At 61.1% G+C, this 24,115-nt stretch carries 19 protein-coding genes; 15 read left to right on the top strand and 4 right to left on the bottom strand.

All coding sequences use genetic code 11. The annotated features are described in order from the left end of the window. Nucleotides 1-59: 59 nt before the first annotated feature. Both LAN70_16335 and LAN70_16330 read right to left on the bottom strand, forming a co-directional pair. On the bottom strand, nucleotides 60-1,457 hold the full coding sequence (locus LAN70_16335) for a hypothetical protein (protein ID MBZ5512717.1): 1,398 nt from the start codon (nucleotides 1,455-1,457) through the stop codon (nucleotides 60-62). A 37-nt stretch (nucleotides 1,458-1,494) separates the two neighbouring features. Continuing rightward, a complete protein-coding gene (locus tag LAN70_16330) occupies nucleotides 1,495-2,979 on the bottom strand; it encodes a choice-of-anchor D domain-containing protein (GenBank protein ID MBZ5512716.1) in 1,485 nt (494 codons plus the stop codon). A 397-nt stretch (nucleotides 2,980-3,376) separates the two neighbouring features. Here LAN70_16330 and LAN70_16325 point away from each other — a divergent pair, with 397 nt between their 5' ends. The 6 genes from LAN70_16325 to lon all read left to right on the top strand — a co-directional run bounded on the left by LAN70_16325 (nucleotide 3,377) and on the right by lon (nucleotide 12,963). Next, nucleotides 3,377-4,015: a TetR/AcrR family transcriptional regulator gene (locus LAN70_16325; GenBank protein ID MBZ5512715.1), complete on the top strand. Its 639-nt coding sequence runs from the start codon at nucleotides 3,377-3,379 to the stop codon at nucleotides 4,013-4,015. Between the two features lie 320 nt (nucleotides 4,016-4,335). Then, complete coding sequence (locus tag LAN70_16320; protein MBZ5512714.1) at nucleotides 4,336-4,983, top strand: SRPBCC domain-containing protein; 648 nt, start codon at nucleotides 4,336-4,338, stop codon at nucleotides 4,981-4,983. A gap of 140 nt (nucleotides 4,984-5,123) precedes the next feature. Then, nucleotides 5,124-5,672 carry an NADH-quinone oxidoreductase subunit NuoI gene (nuoI, locus tag LAN70_16315; GenBank protein ID MBZ5512713.1) on the top strand — a complete coding sequence of 183 codons (549 nt, stop codon included), beginning with the start codon at nucleotides 5,124-5,126 and terminating at the stop codon, nucleotides 5,670-5,672. 141 nt (nucleotides 5,673-5,813) lie between these two features. Next, nucleotides 5,814-9,383: a methionine synthase gene (gene metH / locus LAN70_16310; protein ID MBZ5512712.1), complete on the top strand. Its 3,570-nt coding sequence runs from the start codon at nucleotides 5,814-5,816 to the stop codon at nucleotides 9,381-9,383. A 198-nt stretch (nucleotides 9,384-9,581) separates the two neighbouring features. Continuing rightward, nucleotides 9,582-10,127, top strand: a complete 546-nt coding sequence (locus LAN70_16305) for a DUF1579 domain-containing protein (protein MBZ5512711.1) — start codon at nucleotides 9,582-9,584, stop codon at nucleotides 10,125-10,127. 391 nt (nucleotides 10,128-10,518) lie between these two features. Further along, nucleotides 10,519-12,963, top strand: coding sequence for an endopeptidase La (gene lon / locus LAN70_16300; protein MBZ5512710.1), 2,445 nt, complete (start codon nucleotides 10,519-10,521; stop codon nucleotides 12,961-12,963). Nucleotides 12,964-13,041: 78 nt separating this feature from the next. Here lon and LAN70_16295 read toward each other — a convergent pair whose 3' ends face one another. Then, complete coding sequence (locus tag LAN70_16295; protein MBZ5512709.1) at nucleotides 13,042-13,743, bottom strand: sel1 repeat family protein; 702 nt, start codon at nucleotides 13,741-13,743, stop codon at nucleotides 13,042-13,044. Between the two features lie 278 nt (nucleotides 13,744-14,021). On the opposite strand from LAN70_16295, the gene LAN70_16290 reads away from it, so the two are divergent. The 6 genes from LAN70_16290 (at nucleotide 14,022) to LAN70_16265 (ending at nucleotide 19,375) form a co-directional block, all read left to right on the top strand. After that, the gene (locus LAN70_16290; GenBank protein ID MBZ5512708.1) at nucleotides 14,022-15,677 is read left to right on the top strand and encodes a hypothetical protein; all 1,656 of its coding nucleotides are present in this window, start codon (nucleotides 14,022-14,024) and stop codon (nucleotides 15,675-15,677) included. A 52-nt stretch (nucleotides 15,678-15,729) separates the two neighbouring features. Further along, entirely contained in the window at nucleotides 15,730-16,434 is a 705-nt protein-coding gene (locus tag LAN70_16285; GenBank protein ID MBZ5512707.1) for a molybdenum cofactor biosynthesis protein MoaE, read from the top strand. Between the two features lie 87 nt (nucleotides 16,435-16,521). Continuing rightward, nucleotides 16,522-17,460, top strand: a complete 939-nt coding sequence (locus tag LAN70_16280; protein MBZ5512706.1) for a VWA domain-containing protein — start codon at nucleotides 16,522-16,524, stop codon at nucleotides 17,458-17,460. A gap of 144 nt (nucleotides 17,461-17,604) precedes the next feature. Next, on the top strand, nucleotides 17,605-17,901 hold the full coding sequence (locus LAN70_16275) for an RNA chaperone Hfq (protein ID MBZ5512705.1): 297 nt from the start codon (nucleotides 17,605-17,607) through the stop codon (nucleotides 17,899-17,901). 105 nt (nucleotides 17,902-18,006) lie between these two features. Then, a complete protein-coding gene (locus LAN70_16270) occupies nucleotides 18,007-18,822 on the top strand; it encodes an inositol monophosphatase (protein MBZ5512704.1) in 816 nt (271 codons plus the stop codon). A gap of 190 nt (nucleotides 18,823-19,012) precedes the next feature. After that, nucleotides 19,013-19,375 carry a cupin gene (locus tag LAN70_16265; protein MBZ5512703.1) on the top strand — a complete coding sequence of 121 codons (363 nt, stop codon included), beginning with the start codon at nucleotides 19,013-19,015 and terminating at the stop codon, nucleotides 19,373-19,375. A 9-nt stretch (nucleotides 19,376-19,384) separates the two neighbouring features. Here LAN70_16265 and LAN70_16260 read toward each other — a convergent pair whose 3' ends face one another. Beyond that, the gene (locus tag LAN70_16260; GenBank protein MBZ5512702.1) at nucleotides 19,385-20,497 is read right to left on the bottom strand and encodes a hypothetical protein; all 1,113 of its coding nucleotides are present in this window, start codon (nucleotides 20,495-20,497) and stop codon (nucleotides 19,385-19,387) included. A 186-nt stretch (nucleotides 20,498-20,683) separates the two neighbouring features. Between LAN70_16260 and LAN70_16255 the strand changes: the two genes are divergently transcribed. The 3 genes from LAN70_16255 (at nucleotide 20,684) to recO (ending at nucleotide 24,106) form a co-directional block, all read left to right on the top strand. Beyond that, the gene (locus LAN70_16255) at nucleotides 20,684-22,747 is read left to right on the top strand and encodes a 3-isopropylmalate dehydratase (protein MBZ5512701.1); all 2,064 of its coding nucleotides are present in this window, start codon (nucleotides 20,684-20,686) and stop codon (nucleotides 22,745-22,747) included. 141 nt (nucleotides 22,748-22,888) lie between these two features. Further along, nucleotides 22,889-23,158 carry a ferredoxin family protein gene (locus tag LAN70_16250; GenBank protein MBZ5512700.1) on the top strand — a complete coding sequence of 90 codons (270 nt, stop codon included), beginning with the start codon at nucleotides 22,889-22,891 and terminating at the stop codon, nucleotides 23,156-23,158. A gap of 207 nt (nucleotides 23,159-23,365) precedes the next feature. Further along, complete coding sequence (gene recO, locus LAN70_16245; GenBank protein MBZ5512699.1) at nucleotides 23,366-24,106, top strand: DNA repair protein RecO; 741 nt, start codon at nucleotides 23,366-23,368, stop codon at nucleotides 24,104-24,106. Nucleotides 24,107-24,115: the final 9 nt, after the last annotated feature.

Genomic DNA, 24,115 nt, shown 5'->3' with positions numbered 1-24,115 from the left:
TCTCCGTCCCTGCAATCATTCCGTCGAGCCTGGCACCCGACTCGCTGGCTGCAGTTTGGCTATGCGGGTTGCCACTTCTGGTAAACCTGGCGGATATGATCTATAGCAGCCTTCCGTCTTTGCCGAAACTGGGTTGTATATTCCGACCCCTTCTGATAATGCCGTTGCTGGCTCTTCGGGATGACGTCATCTACCGCCACCTCATCGTGATCCGGCAAGCACCGGTGATGCGCAAAGTCCTTGCTGTTCTGGAGTTCATCAGGGAGAGTTGTGAACCAGCGCCACCACTGCCCACTGATCAATTCACCCCGCCAACTCGCGGCTGCTTCTGCTGCGCCTTCCGAACACCCCGGTAGACCCTGGTAACCGCTGAAGTCGTATTCAGGAGACGCCTTCAGGTTCGGTCGGTCCGGATCGTACGGAATCAAGTTGCCAGCCGCGTCTGTGTTGGCGAAGTCGGCATAAAACGAGTGAGCGTAGAAGTCTCCGATGGAGTGGGCGGCCAGAGCGAAATCGCGCAGTTCTCCGGTCTTCAGACGGGATTTCACGAGGTCCCAGCCTTCCTTAATGTAGGCAAAATCGAAATGGTCGCGGGGGTCGTAGCTTAGGACATTGACGTCCACCATCAAGCTTGTTCGCTTGACCGTTCTCAGATCGGAAGCGGACATCCCTACCAGCGCCTCGTCGAAAATCCCTTCATGTACCTTGGCGGCAAACAGCGGTCTGAATTCCTTCCAGAACCTGCGCGTGCCCAGATACTGAGGAAGTTCAAGCCCGGCATGCTTATGTGGGCCCCGTACGCGCCAGAGGTGTTCGCGATTGAAAACGAAGTACGGCGTGTATTCGATCGCGCCCAGCTCCCGTTTAGTCTTTTCCCGCCGGCCTCTCCGGTGTGTCTTACTGCTAATGGCCAGCGGTTCCAGAATCTCCCATGCGCCCGCCTCGTTGAGATAGACGACCCAAGCATGATCAGACCGATTTACCCTGCCGCTGATGTCGTGGTGGGTGACCCGGCCCAAGGCAACTCGAATGCAGTAACTGCTGATGCCGGTGGCTTCCAGCAGAGCAGCAAGCAGGAAAGCCAGGTCCTCGCAATCGCCACCCTGTACTGCCAGGGTTTCATCCGGGAACAGCCACTGGTCAAAGCGCCGCCCTAAGGGCCGGTACTCCAGGCGGCTGGTGTATTCGACCACTGCATCGGCGCGGAAGTCGAACGAGCCGGGCGCCTCCGATAGGAACTTCGCCTGGTCGGACTTGTTGAGCTCGCCGACGATTTCGCGCACCGCTTTCCGTATGACTGCATTTCCCTGCGTTGTCAGGTACTCCCGGATGTCAATTGGATACCACCTCTTGCGTGTCCCGGGCACGGCCCGCGAGGCTGGGATGATGGTGTCGTACGCGATTTGATCGCCCGCCCAGTGCCACTTCTGGTAGGGCCGAACGTCATTTGGCTGCATGCACATAGGACTCTGTCCTCACCCGTTGAAAACAGCACTATGGGGTTACGCCCACTCCGCTTAACGGCACTTTGATTGCCTTGCCATTGCCCGTCGGAGTTACGACCAGTACTCCGTCACGTTTTCCGGCGGCGGTGGGCGTGAATGTGACTTGAATCCGGCATGTGCTGGTCGGGGGAACTGTCGCCCCGCAGTCGTTCGTCTGTGCGAAGTCGCCCTCGGTCGCAATCGCCACCGGCACCGCAGCAGGAGTGTTGTTGGTTAGCTGAACAACTTGAGCTGCACTGGCCGAGTTCAAGCGTTGATTAGCAAACGCAGGCGGCGCCGCCGGCGTGAATGACAGGGCAGCGATTCCGGTGCCAGTCAACACCACGGTCTGCGGGCTTCCCGAACCGGAACGTGCAATGGAAACGTTGCCCGTGCGTATTCCGGCAGCAGTGGGGGTGAACGTGACGCTGATGATACAGGTTGCTTGAGGGGCGACACTGGCCCCACACGTGTGCGAGGCAGCGAAGTCCCCGGTGGCCGCAATGCCCTCAATTGTCAGTGCCGTCGCGCCAGTATTGGCTGCGCTGATCGTCTTCGCTGCGCTAGTTGTGCCTAGTGCCTGTTCGGGGAAATTGAGGTTATTGGCGGACAACGACAAGGGTGACGCCTGGCTTACCTGGACTGAGACCCGATTGATATACGCAATCTGGTCGCCGACCACTACCAACTGGTTAAGAGCTGCTTCGACCTGGCCGATCTCGGCTTGGTCCAGACACTTTTCCCGGCTGCGCCGCAACCAGGCACCAAGGCCTGTTCTTCGCGGGATGGCTGAACAGGCTCCGGTAGCATTAACCGAGGGAGAGGTGATCAGCGAAGACAGCCTGTCCTTGGCGAAGAAAACCACGGTCCGTATCTGGACATTGTTCGGGATAATCATGCCATCGCGGAGCGTCTGGTCATCCAGGCGGTTGAGTTCTCTGATTGTGGTGTCCGGCAGGATCAGCTCCAGCCCCTTTTCGAAGGGATTGCTGAAGATGCCTACACCAGCTTCATAATTCGCTTTGTGCGTCGGCTCGCGAAAGAATGGACCAAAGGCAGTGGCCACGGTACCGGCCGTTTCCACAGTATGAAGGAAGAGTGCCCTTGGCCCGACTTCCTGTCCCTTTTCCAGCGTGCCTCGGGCTATATGGTAGCCGTTCGTCGGAAGCGTACGTCCGGGCAGGTTCTGCAGGTGAAACCCGACCGTCGCGATCTGTAGCGCGTAACCGGAGTTGTTCCCGATCACAACCTCAATGCAGTAGTACTTCGAGCTTATGAAATGCCCGAAGTTATCGCGCACCACTTTCGACGGCAGCACTCCCCACATCGCATCTACCTGGGGCTGCAGTCCGGGCGGCAGAGGACCAATTGTTGCTGCTGGTGCCTCCGGTTGTTGTGCGAATGCCGCGGGCACTAGTCGAGCATTACCGCCGACTAGCAAGACCAACGGCCAACTGAACAGCAGGAGCCGCGCCAGTACCAATCTGCTTGCCAAGAGCACACTCCACCCCCCAGATGAGGCGAGAAGATTTTCCCCAAATAACTGAAAGATTGGTTTCGTGTTTTGAAATCGTAACAACCATTCCGGTTTGAGTCTCTGTCTGCTGGTTCCTGCGCCTCCGCAAGACTCCTCGACTGCCAGCAAGCGCTCGCGATGAACGTTTGCACAGCCTAGCTTAGGACGAGGTGCTGTCTAACAGGCGCGAATAAAGGAATCTGTTACGAATTCAGAACAAGCGATCTGCGGGTCTTTGGGGACGCACCGCTGTTCACTTAAATCAGCCGGTCAAATCATACCTGTGATCCGGAAATGCGGGACGAGATGCTCCTGAATTGCGAAATGGCTTGACACAGGCAGCTCCGTCGTTGTATTTAGTTGAACGATCAATCAAATGCAACAAGCGATTCTAACTCGCGAGCGGCTCCGCACCCCGCCTCCTTCTTCCTCTACCCGCGAGCGGCTCCTCATGGCTGCCATGGAATTATTCACCACCCAGGGTTACGAAGCGACCACCGTGGCCGAGATCCTGAAGCGCGCCGGGGTCAACAGCGGCAGCCTCTACTACTTCTTCGATAACAAGCACGACCTGCTGGTGGAGGGCCTGGAGTTTTTCAAGACCCTGCTGTACCCGATCGTCATGCAGCCGGCCTTTGCGCGCGAGGAAGATCCCATCGAGCGCATTTTCGCCGTGCTGGAGGACTATCGCGGCCGCCTGGTCATGACGGGTCTCGATTACGAGTGTCCGGTAGGGAAGCTGGCGCTGGAGGTGGCGCGCCATTCCCCCCAGGCGCGGGAGAAGATCGCCGCCAACTTCGCCGCCTGGCGCGACCACATCCGCGACTGCCTCGATCAGGCCGGGGAGCGTCTGCCCGCCAGCGTGGACCGCAACAGCTTGGCGACCTTCGTCCTGACCACCATGGAAGGCGCCGTCATGCAGGCGCGGACGCATCGCGATATATCGTTCTACGATGCTTCGATTTCGAATTTGCGGGCCTATGTTGGCTACCTGCTTTCGGATCGACCTGCGTAGGGTCCTTCGGTTCTCGGTTTGCGGTTGTCGGTAAACCAAAAACCGGGAACTAGAAGTTGCCCGCCGGCATGAACAGCCTGGCCGTTCCGGTGGATGGCGTGCTGACGGAGCAGTTCACGCGCTTGAAGAATTACGTCGAAACGGGGAATCCGGACGCGGCGAGTGCGCCGAAGAAATAGTTATCGATTGTCGGTGATCGGTTTTCGGTGGTGGTCGCCTTCCGGTTGTCGGCTGCGCAATGGCCAGGAATCGAGCGCCGTGCCGGCGAACTGAGAAACCGACGACCGCAAACCGATAACCGAGAACCAGAGAGAGGATGTATGACAAAGACAACAACCTTGGTCTGGCTACTACTTGTGGCTGCCTGCGCATGCGCGCAAGAGCAGAAAATTTCCGAGCAGCCCAAGCTCGACGTTGCCAAGATGCACGATGCGCTCCCCGACAAGGACTTCACCGCCAAGACCGCCGACACTTCGTTCGTAGCGACCAATGGCGAGCGCGTGCAGCGGCTGGAAATCGTCATTCCAGGGGTCACGCCGAAGCAGGTTTGGGAGGCGGTGAGCACCTCCGAGGGCTTGCGCAGCTTTGTGGCGCCGGTCACGGAAGTGGAGATGAAGACCGGCGGGCATTACTACACCAACTACAATCCGGCGGCCCGGATCGGCGATCCCGGCACCATCTACAACACGGTGCTGGCGTACATCCCGCTGGAGATGGTCGCCATCCACGTCAAGCTCGGGACGCAGATCTTTCCCGCCTCCGTAGCCAATGCCGATCAGTTATCGGCGATCATGCAGATCAAGGACTTGGGCAACGGCAGTGTGCGCGTTTCCGAGATCATGACCGGCTGGCAGAGCGGCGAGGATTGGGACAAGGTCTACAAATTCTTCCAGACCGGCAACGCCTACGTCCTGGGACAGCTCTACAAGCGTTTTGCGGTGGGCCCGCGGCAGTGGGCGGGGAAGTGAGTAGGATTGCGGAATTGCAGAACTGCGGAATTGCCGGATTGATTGTGCCGAGCTGAACAGTCTTCTCAAATTGGCAATTTTCAATTCCGCAGGCCGGCAATTGCTAGCCGGCCCAGGCTGTCATTTATACTGATACGGTCATGGCCGTGTTCAGAAACATCGGAGCGATCGCCAAAGGGATGAGCGTCACCCTGCGCGAGCTGTTCCAGCCCACCATCGTGGAGAATTATCCCGACGGGCCGGGTCCGCTGCGCGGCGCGCAATTCCAGGAGCGCTATCGCGGCGTGCACGTGCTGCAGCGCGACGAGAACGGCCTGGAAAAATGCGTCGCGTGCTTTCTCTGCGCCGCCGCCTGTCCCTCGAACTGCATTTACATCGAGGCCGCCGAGAACACCGCCGAACACCGGGTCAGCGGCGCCGAGCGCTACGCCCGCGTCTACAACATCGATTACAACCGGTGCATCTTCTGCGGATACTGCGTGGAGGCGTGTCCGACGGATGCGATCACGCACGGGCACGGCTTCGAGATTGCCACGTTTAGCGCCAGCAACCTGGTGTACCGCAAGGAGCAACTGCTGTCGTCCATGCCGGCCCACCTCGGGGCCAACGCGGTGTTCAACCGCGCCGAGGTGGAGAAAAATCCGGAGCGTTACAAGCTGAGCGATACGCCGGCGGCGGGCAAGATATAGTTTCAGTTTCAGTTTCAGTTTCAGAACAAGCCCGGCACAAGTCGGGCGTTTTTATTAGCTATCAGCAATTTGCCATTAGCAATTAGCTACGGCAGGATGACAGCTTTAAACAGTCGTTAGTACACTGGAAATTTGCGAGATATGTCTGACTTTCTAAAAGCCGTGCGGGAGCGTGTGGTCATCTATGACGGCGCGATGGGGACGTCCATCCAGGCGCGGAACCCGTCCGTGGATGACTACTGGGGCAAGGAAGGGTGCAATGAACTGCTGGTGCTGAGCCGGCCGGACATCATCCGCGACATCCATGCCGGTTATTACCGGGCCGGGTGCGACGTGGTGGAGACCAACACGTTTGGGGCGACGCGCATCGTGCTGGGCGAATACCAGCTCGAGGACAAGGTCGGGGAGATCAACCGGGCGGCGGCGCAACTGGCGCGCGAGGTGGCGGCGGAATTTTCCAACGGCCGGAAGCGGTACGTGGCGGGGTCCATCGGCCCGACCACCAAGCTGCCGTCGCTGGGGCATATATCGTACGACGATATGACGGCCGTGTACCTGGAGCAGGTGCTGGCGTTGATCGAAGGCGGCGTGGACATTCTGCTGGTGGAAACCTGTCAGGACCTGCTGCAGGCGAAAGCGGCGCTGGCGGCGGTGTTCGACGGCATGAGGCAGGCCGGCAAGCGCTTGCCGGTGCAGGTGCAGGTGACGCTGGAAGCCACCGGAACCATGCTGCTGGGTACGGAAATCGGGGCGGCGCTGACGTCGCTGGAACCCTTCGATGTGGACGCTATCGGGCTGAACTGCGCCACCGGGCCGAAGGAGATGAACGATGCCGTGCGCTACCTCGGCATCAACTCGCCCAAAGAAATTTCGGTGCTGCCCAACGCCGGGCTGCCGCAGAACGTGGGCGGGCACGCCGTGTATGCGCTCAAGCCGGAGGAACTGGCCGAGTATCACAAGCTGTTCATCACCGAGTACGGGGTGCGGATTGTCGGCGGGTGCTGCGGCACCACGGCGGAGCATTTGAAGAAGGTCGTGGAGGTGTGCTCCCACCTGCAACCGGCGAAACGGGACGTAAAGCCGACGGCGGCGGCCGCGAGCGCCTACTCCATGGTCCCGCTGGATCTGGATCCCAAGCCGCTGATCGTGGCGGAAGAGATGAACGCGACCACGCGCGTGGCGACCTTCCGCAACCTGCTGCAGCAGGGCAAGTACGACGACATTCTCGCGGTGGCGAAAAAATTGGCGGCCGAAGGCTCGCACATGCTCGACCTGTGCTGCGCCATCGTCGGCGAGGACGAGAAGAAGTACATCAGCAGCGTGCTGGAGAAGGTGGCGACGCGCGTCCCGGCGCCCATCCTGGTGGATTCCACCGAAGCCGACGTGGTGGAAGAGGCGCTGAAGCGCATTCCGGGCAAAGCGATCATCAACTCCATCAACCTGGAGGATGGCGAGAAGCGCACCTCGAAAGTGCTGCCCATGGCCAAGCGCTACGGCGCGGCGGTGATCGCGCTGACCATTGACGAAGAGGGCATGGCGCTCACCGCCGACAAGAAGGTCGCGATTGCCAAGCGCATTTGCAAGCTGGCAACGGAAAAATACGGCATGCGGGCCGTGGATTTGATTTTCGACGCGCTCACGCTGCCCATCTCGACCGGGCAGGAGGAGTACCGCAGCGCGGGCATGGAAACGCTGAACGCGGTCAAGCGGATCAAGGAAGAGTTGCCCGAGGTGAAAACCATCCTCGGCGTCAGCAACATTTCCTTCGGCTTGGCGACCTACCCGCGGCGGGTGCTGAACTCGGTGTTCATGCACGAGGCGGTGAATTACGGCCTCGACATGGCGATCGTGAATTACTCGAAAATTTATCCGCTGTACAAGATTCCCGAGGCCGAGGTGGAGATCGCGCGCAAGCTGATCTACCAGGACCGCTCGCAGGGCGATCCGCTGCAGGCGTACATGGCGTTCTTCGCCGGGCGCGAGAAGACGGTGGAGGAAGTGGTCCACGTCGAGTCGCTGTCGGTGGAGGACAAGCTGAAGTTCAGCATCGTGCACGGCGAGAAGACGATCGGCGAGGGCGCGAGCAAGCAGTCGCTGGAACAAGTCCTGGAGGACGCGCTCAAGACGTACACGCCGCTGGACCTGATCAACAACGTGCTGCTGGACGGAATGCGCACGGTGGGCGACCTGTTCGGGGCGCGCAAGATGCAATTGCCGTCGGTGCTGGATTCGGCGTCGGTGATGAAGGCGGCGGTGGCGCATCTCGAGCCGAAGATGGAGAAGGTTGCCGGTCGTGAGAAGGGCATCATGGTGCTGGCCACGGTGAAGGGCGACGTGCACGACATCGGCAAGAACCTGGTGGACATCATCCTGAGCAACAACGGCTACAAGGTGGTGAACCTGGGGATCAAGCAGCCGGCGGACACGATTATCAAAGCGGCGCAGGAACATAAGGCCGACATCATCGGGCTGAGCGGCCTGCTGGTGAAGTCCACCCTGGAGATGAAGTACGTCATCCAGGACTTGCAGCAGCAGGGGCTGAAGTTCCCCGTGGTGTGCGGGGGCGCGGCGCTGACGCGGAAGTACGTCGAAGATGATTTGCGGCGGGAGTACGCGGACGCGGTGTTCTACGCCGGGGATGCGTTCGATGGCCTGCACGTCATGGACGATCTGACGCAGTCGGCGGAGAAGCGCGAGGCGCGTCTGGCGGAAGGCCGCGTCGCGAAGGAATTCACCAAGGCGGCAGCGGCCACGGCGGAAGCGGAAGTTTCCACCGCGCGCAGCACGGCGGTCGGGCCGGCGCCGAACCTTCCACGTCCGCCGTTCTGGGGCGCGCGGGTGAAAAAAGATTTCGATCTGCGCGAGGTGTTTCAGTACATCAACGAGACGGCGCTGTTCAAGAACCAGTGGCAGTTAAAGACGGCGTCGCAGGAAGAATATTTGCGCGTGGTGGAGGAGAAATACCGGCCGATCTTGAATGGTCTCGAGGAAGAGATTATTCGCGAGGGATGGTTTGAGCCCAAGGTGGTGTGGGGGTACTGGCCGGCGCAGAGTGAGGGGAATGATGTCATCGTCTACGAGGTCGATGGTCGATCGTCGATGGTCGATGGCGAAAAAGTCGACGGTCGACGGTCGACGGTCGACGGCGAAGAAGACGTGATTCGGACAGTTCCTGTTCTGGAGGGCGTTGATGTCCGTGGGAACGCGCGCGAACTGCTGCGTTTCACGTTCCCGCGCCAGCGCGAAGGGCGGCGGCTGTGCATTGCCGATTTCTTCGCGCCGAAATCATCCGGGGAGATGGACGTGATCGGGCTGTCGCTGGTGACCATCGGGCACAAGGCGAGCGAGCTGACGCAGAAACTGTTTCACGGCGGCGAGTACACGCGGTATCTCTACCTGCATGGCATCAGCGTGGAAACGGCGGAGGCGCTGGCCGAGCTGCAACACCGGCTGATGCGCCAGGAGTTGGGAATCGCGGGCGAGGACGCGCCGCGAATCAGCGACCTGTTCCACCAGAAGTATCGCGGGTCGCGATTCTCGTTCGGCTATCCGGCGTGTCCTCATATGGAAGACCAGACCAAGCTGTTCAAGCTGCTGCGGCCGGAGGAGGCGATCGGGGTGAAGCTGACGACAGGATTCATGCTCGATCCCGAGCAGAGCACATCGGCGATCGTGGTGCATCATCCGGGGGCGAAGTATTTTGTGGCGTGAGTGAGGTTTGCCACAGAGGACACAGAGGATGTGTTCGCGCCGTCCCTGCGGGACTCCAGGGGTCAACACTTTGCCATTCCCAGGACTGCCGTCCCTTCGGCTTCGCTCAGGGCAGGCCCTGCGCCACCCGGTTGAGCCGCGGATTGAAAACCCGGGATGGTGCTGCTATGCTGCCGCCGCTTTCAGAAGGAGGCAAAGATGCGACAGAGAATAGTGTCATGCTTAGTCGGTCTGATGGCAGTGATGGTGGCGAACATCGTGCTGGCGCAGGCGCCGCCGCCGATGCCGAAGGCAGGTCCGGAGCAGCAGCGCCTGCATTATTTCGTTGGCAATTGGAAGAGTGAGGGCGAGATGAAAGCCTCGCCTTTCGGGCCGGCCGGGAAGTTCAGCAGCATGGATGAGGCCCACATGCTGGGCGACTTCTTCCTGGTCACGAACTCGAAAGGCACCGGCCCGATGGGGGCGATGACCGAGGTGGCGACCATGGGCTACGACGTTAAGCAGAAGGCCTACACCTACGACGCGTTCAACAGCATGGGAGAGCACGAGCGGTCGACGGGCCACGTGTCGGGCAAGACCTGGACGTGGACGTCCGATGAGGACATGGGCGGCAAAGTCGTCAAGGCGAAATTCGTTCTGAACGAAGTATCTCCAACCTCGTACACCTTCAAGCTCGACACGTCCAGCGACAATGGCAAGACCTGGGCGAACATGTTTGAGGGGAAGTCGACCAAGGTGAAGTGAGTCGCGAGTCGCGAGTTGCAGGTTGCGAGTGGCCCGCGCGCGAGCGCGGGCCGTTGTTTTTTGGGTTGAAGATTGGTAAGAGGGCAGGCGGATGCTAGATGCCGATCTGGGTTCGTTCCAAGTAAGGAATGGGAACCAAATGTCCAACCTTGGTTACGTTGCCGGAGGAGGCGGGGGGGAGTAGAATCCGGGCGCTGCAAAACAGGCGGCTAGCTTCAGGCTTCAGGCGTTAGGCGTTGGGCTTTAGGCCGAAGGTGCACGGCGGACGCAACGCGGCTTTTCGCCGTCGCGAACCGGTGGAGTTTGATGGACCCAGCTAGAGCGGGCCGGGCTGAATCTTTTGGCAACAGGCAGCATCAAAACTTGAGTATCATGCACTCAAGGGAGTCATATGGCTAATGAAACGCGCAACTTAGAGCGCCACGGAACTCCCGGCGAAGGGGCGCCAGGCAACACGAATCTGCCCGTGCTGCCGGTAAGGGACACGGTGCTATTCCCGCACGCGGTCCTGCCGTTGACGGTCGGCCGGGAAAGCTCGGTGCAACTGATCAACTCGCTGGGCGAGGACAAGACGATCATCGTGGTCGCGCAGCGCGAGGCGAGGGTCGATTCGCCGCAACCGGTGGACCTGTACGCCATCGGCACACTGGCGGTGGTGCACAAGGTCGTCAAAATGCCCAACCAGAGCCTGTTTGTTTTTGCCGAGGGCCTGGATCGGGTGCATTTGAAAGAATACACGCAACTGGCGCCGTTCATGCGCGCCTCGGTGGAAACCATCCCGGAGATTCCGGCCAAGACCGGGTCGGAACTGGAAGCGATGCAGCGCAACGTGATGACGCTGTTCCAGCAGATCGTGGCCGGGTCGCCGACGCTTTCCGACGAATTGTCCACGGTGGCGATGAACATCGAGGAACCGGGGCGGCTGGTGGATTTCATAGCCAGCTCGCTGCCCACGCTGTCGACGCGCGACAAGCAGGAAATCCTGGAGACCGCCGACGTGCGCTCGCGGCTGGACAAGATCAACCAGCACCTGGCCAAGGAGCTGGAGGTCATGCAGCTGCGCAACAAGATCCAGAGCGAAGTGCAGGACCGGGTGCAGCAGACGCAGCGCGAGTTTTATTTGCGCGAGCAGATGAAGGCGATCCAGAAAGAACTGGGCGAGAGCGACGAAACCACGCGCGACTCGGAAGATCTGAAACAGAAAATCGAGCAGGCCGGCATGCCGGATGAGGTCAAGAAGGAAGCCCTGAAGGAATTGGGGCGGCTTTCGCGGATGTCGCCCATGGCGGCCGACTACAGCGTGACCCGCAACTACATCGAGTGGCTGGCGGTGCTGCCGTGGAACAAGTCTTCGGGCGGGGAAGTGGACATTCTGAAGGCAAAGGAAATCCTGGACACCGATCACTACGACCTGCAGAAGGTGAAAGACCGCATTCTGGATCACCTCTCGGTGCGGCGGCTGAAGCCGAGCATGAAGGGGCCGATCCTGTGCTTTGTCGGACCGCCGGGCGTGGGCAAGACCTCGCTGGGCAAGAGCATCGCGCGGGCGTTGGGACGCAAGTTCGTGCGCCTGTCGCTGGGCGGCGTGCACGACGAGGCGGAAATCCGCGGCCACCGGCGCACCTACATCGGCGCGCTGCCGGGGCAGATCATCCAGGGAATCCGCCGGGCAGAGACCAACGACCCGGTCTTCATGCTGGATGAGGTGGACAAGCTGGGACGCGACTTCCGCGGCGATCCGGCCTCGGCGCTGCTGGAGACGCTGGATCCCGAGCAGAACAACACCTTCCGCGATAACTTCCTGGACGTGCCCTTCGACTTGTCGAAGGTGCTGTTCATCACCACCGCGAACCAGCTCGATCCGGTGCCCGATCCGCTGCGCGACCGCATGGAGATCATCGAACTCCAGGGTTACACCGAAGACGAAAAGGTCCACATCGCGGTGCGCTATCTGATCCAGCGGCAGACGGATGAGAACGGCATCACGCCGGAGCAGATCGAATTTCCGGAAGAAACGATCCGGCACATCATCCGGCACTACACGCGCGAAGCCGGCGTGCGCAACCTGGAGCGGAACATCGGCACCATCTGCCGCAAGAAGGCGCGGCGCATCGCCGAAGGCAAGCACGACAAGCTGGTGGTGACGACGCCGGTGGTGCGCGAGTTCCTGGGCGGAGAAAAAATCCGCGTGGAAGGCGAAATCGCCGAGCGCACCAAGCGTCCCGGCGTGGCGGTGGGACTGGCATGGACGCCGACCGGCGGCGACATCCTGTTCGTCGAAGCCAACAAGATGAAGGGCAAAGCCGGATTCACCATGACCGGACAGCTCGGCCAGGTGATGCAGGAGTCGATGCAGGCGGCGCTGACCTGGGTACGGTCGAACGCCAGCAAGCTGGGCATCAGCGAAGACTGGTTCAAGGACCACGACATCCATATCCACGTGCCGGCGGGCGCGATTCCGAAGGACGGGCCGTCGGCGGGTGTCACCATGGCAACCGCGCTGGTCTCGCTGCTCACCGACCGCCCGGGGCGGCCGCTGACGGCCATGACCGGCGAGATCACGCTGAGCGGAAACGTGCTGCCGATTGGCGGCATCAAGGAGAAATTCCTGGCCGCCAAGCGCGCCGGCGTGCAAACCGTGATCATCCCGGCGGACAACAAGACCAACGTCGAGGAAGACCTGACGCCGGAGCAGTTGCAGAACGTGGACGTGAGGTACGTCAGCACGATTGACCAGGTGCTCGAGGTCGCCCTGCCGGCCAGCAAGGCGGAAGAGAAGCAGGACGCGGTCACGCGCGCCGAGGTGCTGAGCGGCGCCGCCGTGCCGGTGGCGTAAAGAGTGGCCAGTGGTCAGTGGCTAGTGGTCAGTGAGGGCTGCGTTGCGAGACGCGGCCCTTGTTATTTGTGATGGCGGTCAGCGACAGAACTGCTGAACGTCGAGTGGCGGTGGACTGGAGATGCGGTCAAACTCGCCATCCCATCCGGTGCAGCCGTGGGCGATGACGGTGCGGGAAGATTCCCGCTCGCGTTGGCGGGCTGTCGTCTTGGCCTCCTGGGCGCGCGCCCGGCCCAGTTCAGTCTCCAGCGACTGCAGATCGGGATACTGCGCGTAGTTCGCGTCGCCGGCCATCAACAGCAACACGTAAGCCTCGAACTTATCCTGCTTGATCGTTCCCGGGCCCTTGAGCAGCAGTTTGCCGAGTTCGTATTGCGCTTGCGGAAGGCCATACTGGGACGCTGTTCGGAACAACTCTGCCGCTTTCGCGTAATCGTTTTTCTCCAGCTTGATAAGGCCGAGCAGATGTTGCGCGAATGGATTATTGGCGTCCGCGGCGCGCTGCAGCCAGATGATGGCGTCGTTAACGTCGAGCGGAGGAACCGCTCCCAGATAGATGACGCGGCCCAGCAGCCACGGCGCCAGCGAATCTCCCTGCTGGGCGGCTTTCTTGTACCACTCCGCCGCCTGCCTCGGCTCCTTCGCGACCCTGAAGCCTGTGTCGTACATGTATCCCAGCGCAACCTGCGCCGGGGCATACCCCAGTTCTGCGGAGCGGCGGAAGAATTCGATGGTTTCCCGGTCGTTGCGATTGACCCCGCTGCCTCGAATCCCATTCATGCCTTGTTCGAACAGACCCGGGCCGTCGGCAGCGTTCGACGTATTTTGCGAATGAACTGGTATCGGGCCGAGTAGCGAAAACACAACCACGCAAGCAGCAAAGTGCGTGAACACGTCTGCCCCTCCATCCAACTGCAATTAGAGCGACTCCAATTGTAGCGCGCGGCCCGGAGGGTAATGCCGCAAGCTCCTCGCATTTGGTCGCCCCGCTTCCCGTTTCCGTCTTGTGACGATCGGGTAGGTACCCTAGGCTTTGACCTGTGCTAGTGTTTGGGCAAATGGTACCCACCAAGGCCCCTGATCAAGCTCAGGCCGAGGCAGTCCCGCGCAGCGCGAAGCCCCGCATCGCGTGGCAACGGATCGTGCTCGTCGCTTGCGAATTGCTGGTGTTGGGGTGGGTGGTGCGCGATCTCCTGACACATGCCGCGGCCATTCGGCGCCACGTCGGCCTGCCCTTCCAGGTGGACTACGAAGAGGGCAACATCCTCAACGCGCTGGCGCGGATCACGCACGGGCTGACGCCGTATCCCGATCCGCATGCCATGCCCAACATCCTCAATCCTTATGGCCCGGTAGCGTATTACCTGCTGGCCATACCGGGGAAGCTGTTCGGCGTGTCGTTCCTGTGGCCGCGGCTGGTGATTGTGGCGTGCGTGATGGCGATCTGCGTTTTTGTCGCGCTTACCATCACGCGCCTGACCGGTTCGGCGCTCACCGGCGTCGTCTTTGGCGCGATCTATGGGACACTGCCGGTGGTGGAATCGTGGAGCGCCGTGCTGCGCGTGGACTTTCTGGCGCTCGCGCTGAGCACGGCCGGAGTGTATGTCTTCTGTCGTGAAGTAACCAAAGAGGACTCAGAGGAGGACGGAGCCAAAGGATTGCCGATTGCCAGGCCTGGTTCTGACCAAATCGACAATCGAAAATCGGCAATCGAAAATTCCTATCGTGTTTCTTCCTCCGTGTCCTCTGTGGTTAATGTTTCGTTGTTTGCGCCGGCGCTGTTCGTGGCCGCACTGTTTGTGAAGTGCACATACATCGCGGCGCCCTTGGCTTGCGCGCTGTGGCTGATCACGCGCAAGCAAGGGCAGCAGGCGGTGCGCTTCGCCGCAACCATGGCGGCGATGTGCGTGGTTGCGCTCGCCATCGCGACCGGCGCCACCCGCGGCACGATCCTCACCCACCTCTTCCTGACCCATTCCGACCCGTTTTCCTGGAGCGTGTACCTGCTGCGGCTCACCGACGTCATCGCACGACACCGCGTGCTGGTAGCGCTGGCGGCGGTGTTGCTGATCCCCGGCCTCCTCCGCCGGCGGATTTCACTGCCCGCGCTCTGGCTTGTTGTGGCGACTCTGACGGCGGTGAGCGCAGGCAAGCTGGGATCGAACTGGAACCATTTCCTGGAGTGGCCGGCCGCCTTGTGCCTGTGCGCCGGGCTCGGCTGGGAGAAAATGTCGCGCATCCGCCCGCGCGCGCTGGCGCTGGTGATGGCCGTGGTCGTCACCGCGTGGCTGTGCATTTTCCTCTGGCGCGACCGCACGCTTCCGTTCGATCCCTATGCCACGGTGCAGGATTGCGACCGGGTGTACGCGTTGGTGAAGCAATATCCCGGCGACCGCGTGCTGTCGGAAAATGTCGGCGCGCTGGTGCTGGCGGGGAAGACCGTCTGGGTGTCAAACCCGTTCGTGTACAGCCAACTGGTGATGCGCGGCGGCTGGCCCGACACCGGCCTGGAGCGTATGGTGCGCAGCCGCGAGTTCGACCTCATCGTGGCGCAGTGGAATTACCCGATGTATCCCAACTTCATGAGCGACGGCGCGGAGCGCTTCTCCTCCGGCGTGGTGAAGGCGATCGTGGAAAATTACCGGGCGGTGCAGATGTACCAGTGCACCGACGCCAACGTCATCTTTGAACCTCTTCCATTACAATCGAAGTAGATGCTGGTGCCGGGCACTGGCAACTGGCCACTGATCGCTGACCACTTTCTTTATGCAGGTTCGCGTACTGTTCTTCGGAATCTTGAAAGACATTGCCGGCAAGGCCAGCGACGAGGTGTCGCTGCCGGAGGGCGCCACGGTCCGCGATCTGCTCTCGCATTACGCGCAAGACGCGAAACTCAAGGGCATGCTGGGCTCGATTGCGGTGGCTTTGAACCAGGAGTACGCGGCGCGGACGGCGGGCCTGCACGAGCAGGACGAGGTGGGCTTGCTGCCGCCGGTCAGCGGCGGGGCGGACAGCACGCAACCCGCAACCCAATCGCGGGTTCAACTCAGCAGCGAGCGCATTGACACCGCCGGGCTCGCCGAGCGCATGAAGCGCGCCGAAGATGGCGCGGTGGTGGTGTTCGAAGGCATCGTGCGCGACAACAGCCGCGGCCGGCGCACGCTGTACCTCGACTATGAAGCCTACGAAGAGATGGCGCGGAAGCAGCTCGAGGAGTTGGCGGCGCAGGCGCTCTCGAAATTCAAGGTGCGGGAGGTTGCCGTCGCGCACCGGCTGGGCAGGCTGCAGATCGGAGAGACCAGCGTGGCCATCGTGGTCAGCTCGGCGCATCGCGCGGCGGCCTTCGACGCATGCCGGTGGATGATTGACACGCTGAAGCAGACGGTGCCCATCTGGAAGAAAGAACACTTCGAAGACGGCGCGGTCTGGGCCGACGGCGAGCCGTTCCCGCCGGAAGTACGAAGGGCTTAACCACAGAGGACACAGAGGACGCAGAGGAAAGTAGAACAACCTATCGTGCCTATCGAGTCCCGCCGCATCTCATCAACCAGGTCCGCGATGAAGCTTGTGCGCTTGCCGGCTGTCGCGCTGCTGCTCGCGCTCACGCTGCTGACACCGTTCGCCGTGGGCGCGGAAGATCCGCAGAAGGACACGCAGGAACCGGCGATCAGCGTTGACGTCAAGCTGGTCAACGTGTTCGTTACCGTCAACGACGCCAGCGGCGCACCCGCCCGCACCCTGACCAAGGATAATTTCGCGCTCTTCGAAGACGGCGTGCCGCAGGCGATTTCCGTGTTCAGCCGCGAGTCGCAATTGCCGCTTTCCATCGTGATGGCGGTGGATGCCAGCCTGAGCACGAAAAAAGACTTGAAGCTGGAGCTGCTATCGGCGCGCAAGTTCGCGCACGAAATCATGCGCCCGCAGGATGCGCTGGCGCTGTACCAGTTCAGCGAAACGGTGGAAGAACTGGTGCCGTTCACTTCCGACTTGAAGCGGATTGATGCCGGCATCGAGCGGGTCCACGTGCGTTCGGCGACGGCGATGTACGACGCGATTTATCTTGGCGCTGAGGCGCTGTACAAGCGGCCGGGACGCAAGGTCATGGTGATCATCACCGACGGTGGAGACACCATGAGCAGCACTTCGTACCAGGAGGCGCTGCGGGCGGCGCAGCAGTCGGAGGCGACGGTCTATTCGATGATCGTGGTGCCCATCGAGGCCAGCGCCGGACGCGACCTGGGCGGTGAGCACGCGCTTATCCAACTCTCCCACGATACCGGCGGGAAATATTATTACGCCGACACGCTGCCGCGGCTGGAGCAGGCGTTCCAGCAAATCAGCGAAGAGCTGCGGGCGCAGTATCTGCTCGCCTACTACCCCGTGCGCCGGATCGCCGAAAGCGATTTCCGCAAGATCAAAGTCGAGCTGAAAGGCCCGGCCACCGAGGGCCTGAAAGCGCGGCATCGGACGGGATACTTCACGTCGAAATTCAAGTAGCCGACGGTCGACGGTCGACGGTCTACCGTCTACGGTCTACCGTCTACGGCAAGAGCAAATTGCTTCCAGCTCCCGGATCGCAAGGTTGTCTCTGGCCGTCGACTGCCGGCCGTCGACCGTCGACTTCGCGTGTACAATGTCCGCATGGCATTTCGCACTCCGGGCAACTCGAATCCGCTGAAAAAGGCGAAGACGCCGCCGCCGGAGGAGACCTTTGAAGAGGCGGCTTACCTGAAAGCGCTGGGCGAGAAGCAGAAGCCGGTGCAGGTGAAGCTCCGCGATGGGGAAGTGGTGCGGGGCTGGATCGAGTATTACGACAAGAACATGATCCGGCTGACCCGCGAGGACGCGCCGAATCTGTTTATCTTCAAGCACGAGATCATGTATATCGCCGAGGACGGCGGGCCGCAGAAACGGGTGAAAGCGCCTGAGGGGCGTTAGGCTTTGGGCTTTAGGCGACTGGATCGCGGTACTGCGTTCCGTATTGTCGCCTAAAACCTAACGCCTAAAGCCTGCTTGCATTCCTCCGACCAATTCGTTCCTGCCATGAGCGAGATCGCACGGGAGGCGGGCGCGTTGCTGATGACCCACTTCCGGCGGCGCATCGGCTTCGAGTACAAGGGCGATGTCGACCTGGTCACCGAGGCCGACCGGAGCAGCGAGGCTCTGATCACCGATCGCATTCGCGCCCGCTGGCCGCGCCACGACCTGATCGGCGAAGAAGGCGCGCGCGTCGAGACCGGCAGCGACTACCGCTGGTACATCGATCCGCTGGACGGCACCACGAATTTTGCCCACGCCTTCCCGGTGTTCTGCGTTTCGCTCGCGCTGGAACACAAGGGCAAGCGCGTGGCGGGTGTCATCTACGATCCCACCCGCGATGAACTGTTCGCGGCGGAGAAGGGAAGCGGCGCTTACCTGAACCAGCGCCGCATGCACGTTTCCAAGGTCAACAACATGGCCGAATGCCTGTGCGGCACCGGCTTTCCCAGCCACAAGCGCCACAAGAATCCCAACATCCACTTCTATCACCAGATCACGCTCCGGACGCACGGCGTGCGGCGGGCGGGATCGGCGGCGCTGGACCTGGCGTCGGTGGCGAGCGGACGCCTGGACGCATTCTGGGAATTCAACCTCAACCCGTGGGACACCGCGGCGGGCGCCCTGCTGGTGGAAGAAGCCGGCGGCGCCATTACCGACATGACCGGCGGCCCGTGGCGCCTCGACAGCCGCGAAACCCTGGCCACCAACAGCCTGGTGCACGCCGACTTCGTCAGGATTATGGAAGACATTCTTGCCGGACGCGGGCTGGAAGAATTGCCCAGCCCGGCGGAGTACGCCGCCGCGCGCAAGCCGGAATAGAAAAAATTAGCCAATCGGCCACAGATTAACGCTGATGAACGCGGATTTTAGCTCGCTCAGCGAGCGACAGAATCTGTAGCCCACGGCGTAAGCCGTGGGTACGCTGAAGCTACGATGGCGAGCCCGCTTCAGCGGGCGACAGAATCGCAAGCGCCGCAATTCTGATTCGCAGGTTGTATGCTGATGTCGCATGCCCACATTGATTCCCCAACCCACCCGCATCACGGCCGCCGGAAACAAGCCCAAGCTGATTGATGAATACATTGGCCGCGTGAATTCGAAGACCTCGCCGGTCAGCGTTGCTCACATGCGCAGTCCGGCGGGCTGGCAGGAACCGGGCCAGACGCCGGAGTTCGACGAATACACCATCGTGCTGCGCGGTCTGCTGCGGGTCGAGCACCAGGGCGGTCACCTCGACGTGCGCGCCGGCCAGGCGGTGATCGCTCATAAGGGCGAGTGGATCAGGTATTCAACGCCGGAAGCGGACGGTGCGGAGTACATCGCCGTGTGCTTGCCGGCATTCGCCATCGAAACCGTGCACCGGGACGAATAGGCCGACAGGCTAGTGCAAGCGATAGTTCTTGTACAGGTCGAGGCGGTTGATGATTCCTTCGATCACCTGCGTGTAAGCAAAATACTCGTACATTGTCTCATCGGACAGACCGTGCACCGACTTGCGGCGCGCTTCGCGCAGTTCAGGCAAGTCTTGCTCACCTAGAGTCAGCACCGCGCTCTGCAGAAATTTCTTCGCTCCTGCGATTCCGAAATAGGGCTCGTCTTCTTCCACGTGGCGGTTTACGCTTGCCGCTAGCGCCTTAGTGTCGTGCGGATCCATCTTTGGTTCGGACTTCTCGCGCTCCTCCAGAATCTTCGAGTACTGAGTCGATACGGCTTCGAATTCTTCCTCGGTGTGCGGAACGCGACGAATCACTTTCAAGACCTGCTCTCGCGAGAACGTCGGCCTCTCGCCAGCGAATTTCAGTGGCGTGTACGTACGATAAAGCACCAACTGCTTCCGGACCTGCTCCGGAATTTGCCCCAATTGAAATGCTTGCAGCGCTTTGAAACTGTTTTCCGTCATATTGATCGCGACCGCAATCGCCACTGCAGCGCGCACATTCGTGTCCGGATCAGTGAGCGCAGGGATGGCATAACGGTCTACCATCTCGGGTCGCATGCTGCCGAACAGCAGAATCGCAGCCATGTTGCGGTCGAAGCTCATGGCGTGCGCCGGGGCATTGGCGACAGGATTTTCCTGGCGTAGATAGCGTAGTACCAGTGGGCCGGTGTCGGCGCCCCGGGACGCAAGTTGCAGCGTCAATCGCATATAACCCGCAAAATCTACTTCAGCCATGTCGGTGCGCTGAACGGCGTCAGTGACTGTCGTCAGGCTGGCTTCGGAACCATCCAACGAAAGCAGAAGAGACGCGCCATCGAAGAGGAAAAACTGGTCCTTGGTTTCCGTGGTGAGCAGTTGCTTTAGGCACTCTTGGCCGCCGCGTCCTTTGCTCTTCACCAGCAACCAGAACGAATCCATCGCTTTAGACTTGGCTTCTCTGGTTTTCTGGTCGACCTGTGTCGGGTGAAAGCCGTACGTCTTCGCTTTCGCCGCATTGATTTCGCTGCAGGCACTATCCTGCCCGCTGGCAGAAAGGGCAGTGAGCACAACGGCCACTAACAGTGCACTTCTCAAGGTCGTACCCCGCTCGCGTGCGGATGACAGTTGTGCATTGTGGCACGATCGCTAGCGGAACGCGCGCGCCAAAATGCCTTGTCACACACTTCCGTGAGCCACAAACCTTGGTGCAGCGTAAAATGTTTATCAGCGGTTTTTGAGGATGGCCACGTGATCAAGTCACTCCTGGAACGCAAGATTGAAAAGCGTCCGCAGCAGGTACGGTTGCAGGGACGAATCCTGTTTCTGACCGAAGATCCTGAGCTCATCCGCAAACAGCTTGCGGGGTGGGACCTGCCGTGGGACACGGCGCATCCGGAAAAAAATCCCAAGCTGCGCGACGACATCTCCACCGACGAGATCACGCCCGCGCACATCTGCTTCTTTTTCGATGAGACGCTCGGCGAATTTCCCTACACCGGCCTGAAGTGCGGCAGCGAAACGCCGATCAAGCGCAGCGACGTCAAGCAGGGCGGATTCGTCGCGGCGGTGAGCGGAAAGCGGCGTGGCAAGGGTTCCAGCCGCGAGCAATCGCCCTACGCCGAGCGGTCGGCGGGAATTCAGTTGGTGATCGCGGAAAACATCGAGCGCATCTACAAGCAGAACTGCCAGAACCTGGGCGTGCTAACCTCCACCGATTTTTCGCTGATTGACTGCATCCGCCGCGGCGAAGAAATTCCGCTCTCCGTGTTTACCCAGGGCGAGGACGAGATTACGCGCCAGGTCATCGAGTACGGCGGGTTGTTTCCGTTCAACGTCGCGCGCATGCAGTCCAAAGTTTCCGTGCCGCCGATTACAACCAAGGCGCGTCCGATGACGATATCGGAGAAGATTCTCGCGCGGCACATGGTGAACAGGCCGTCGACGGTCGACGGTCGACAGTCGACAGGTTCCGGGCCATCGACCGTCGACAATCGACCGCCGGCCGTCAAGCCTGGCGATACCGGTTTCACCCGCGTGGACCTGCGCTTCTCGCACGAGTACGTCACCCCGATGGCGGCGATCTTCTACGAGCACTTCGTCGGCAAGGGCGTGCCGGTGAACGATCGCGACTCCATCAAATTTTTCCGCGATCATCTGACGTTTCTTGACGAGGTGATGTCGGAAGAAAAGCGCAAGATGGGCCTGCTGGACCTGGCGACGCAGCTCAAATTCAAGCAGCAGGACTTTGCCAAGGACCAGGGCATCCAGCTTCACGGCGAGCTCAAGGACCGCAAGGGCAGCGAGGGCATCTGCCACTCGGTGATGCTGGAAACCTACGCACTGCCGGGCCAGGTGAACGTCGGCTCGGACTCGCACACGCCGCACGTCGGCGCCATGGGCTGCATCGCCTTCGGCATCGGCACCACCGATGTCTTCAATTCCTGGATCACGAAAGATGTGCGGGTCAAGGTGCCGGAATCGGTGAAAGTGGTGATCCGCGGCAGGCGCAAGCCGAACGTCACCGCCAAGGACTTCATCCTCGCCATCCTCGCCATGGATTACGTGCGCAGCGGCAAGGCGCTGGCCAAGGTGATCGAGTATGCCGGCGAAGCGGTGGAAGAGTTGAGCGTGGATGAGCGCGCGACGCTGACCAACATGGCGGCGGAAATCGGCGGGTTTACCGGCATCGTCGCGCCCGATGAGAAGGTGGTGGACTTCCTGGTGGAGCGGCGCGGCATGGACGGTGCCCAAGCACAGAAGCTGGTTGCCGGCTTGCAAAGCGATTCCGATGCCGAGTACGCCCACGTCATCGCAATGAACGCCAAAGAAATCTATCCCATGGTTGCCACCCCCGGCGATCCCGGCAACGGCAAGTTCGTGCGCGACCTGAACACGCCGGTGCCGATCGAGATCGCCTACGGCGGTACCTGCACCGCCGGCAAGAACGAAGACATGGACATGTACGCGCGTGTGCTCGCGCAGGCGCTCAAGCAGGGCAGGCGCGTGGCCGGCTCGGTGAAGTTCTACATCCAGTTCGGGTCGCAGGAGACGCGCGATTACTGCGTGCGGCAGGGCTACCTGGAGGTGTTCAAGCAGGCGGGCGCCATCGTGATCGAGCCTAGTTGCGGGGCCTGCATCAACGCCGGACCGGGAGTTTCCACCCGTCCCGACCAGGTGGTGATAAGCGCGCAGAACCGCAATTTTCCGGGACGCAGCGGCCCGGGGCAGATGTATCTTGCCAGCCCGCTGACCGTGGCCGCGAGCGCCGTGGCGGGGTATATCACGGAGTACGAAGCGGCGGCGGAGAGAGAAGCGGTCTCAGCATGATTCCGGGCGTGACTTAAGTCACGGACGAGAACGGGAGTAGCGGCGGACAATATTAGGTTCGCCAGAGCGGGTGGGGCTTGGCTAAAATCACCCGTTCAGATAAATTCTTTCTAATACCCAGGACCGAGGGGAGAGACAGAAATGGCATACGTAATCGCGGAACCCTGCATCGGCACCAAGGACACGGCCTGCGTCGATGCTTGCCCGGTGGACTGCATCCACCCCAAGAAAGATGAACCGGCGCATGCCGGCGAGGAAATGCTGTACATCGATCCGGTGGAATGCATTGACTGCGGCGCCTGCGTGCCGGTGTGCCCGGTGTCGGCGATCTTCGCGCTCGATGACCTGCCGGACAAGTGGAAAGCGTTTGCCGAGCGCAATGCGGCGTACTACGGCCGCACCCCGGCGTAAGCAGATTTTCAAGTTCACGGCGGCGCGCACCTCACGCCGAGGGCGCGCCGTTCTTTTTTCGTAGCTGGTAGCTGAGGTTCGGCCATAGAGCCGAGCTGCGAGCGACCAGCTACCAGCCACCCTCAGCCCGCTTTCCCTCCCTGCGCGCGTCAGTTAGAATCATCGTTTGTCCTCGCTCGAACAGGCGCGTTAGCCGGTCGAAGCCCTATGCCGCTCAAGGATTCCGAGGCGGTGGTGTTGCGCAGCTATCCGCTGCGCGAGGCCGACCTGCTGGTGACGTTTTTCACGCGCGCCGAAGGCAAGGTGCGCGGGGTGGCGCGTTCGGCGAAGAAGTCGAAGCGGCGGTTCGGCGGCGCGCTGGAGCCGCTGACGTTGGTCAAGCTGTATTACGAGGACCGGGAGCGGCAGGAACTGGCGCGCATTGATTCCTGCGAGATCCTGGAGTCGCCGCTGACCAGCGCGGTGGATTATCCGCGGGCGGTGGCGCTGGGACACATTGCGGAATTGCTGGATGAATTGCTGCCCGACCGCGAGGCCAATGACGCGATCTTCCGGCTCACGGTCTCGGTGCTGCGGTCGCTGCGCGCGGACGCCATCTGGATGCCGCTGACCTATTTCGAACTGTGGTTGACGCGGCTGGTCGGATTTTTGCCGGAGCTTGGTGAATGCGTGGTTTGCGGCGCGGCTCTGGACGGAAACCGCGCCTTCTACCACGCGCTGGTGGACGGCCTGATGTGCCAGAGTGACAAGCGCCTGGCGTCGAGCGAAATGACGCCGGAATCGCGGGCGCTGGCGGCGGAGATGTTTCGCTCGCCGGTGGAAACGATGGCGCAGCAGGTGTGGCCGAAGTCGAAGGGCACCGATTTGCGGAAGTTCGTGATCCAGATTTTGGAGCGGCATCTGGAGAAGAAGCTGGTGACGGCGACAATGCTGGAAAAACTTCAGTAGCTAAGAGCT

This window comes from Terriglobia bacterium (genome assembly GCA_020072845.1).
GTDB lineage: Bacteria > Acidobacteriota > Terriglobia > Terriglobales > Acidobacteriaceae > JAIQGF01.
The sequence above is the reverse complement of the archived record's forward strand: the minus strand, read 5'-3'. Positions and strand labels throughout refer to the sequence as shown.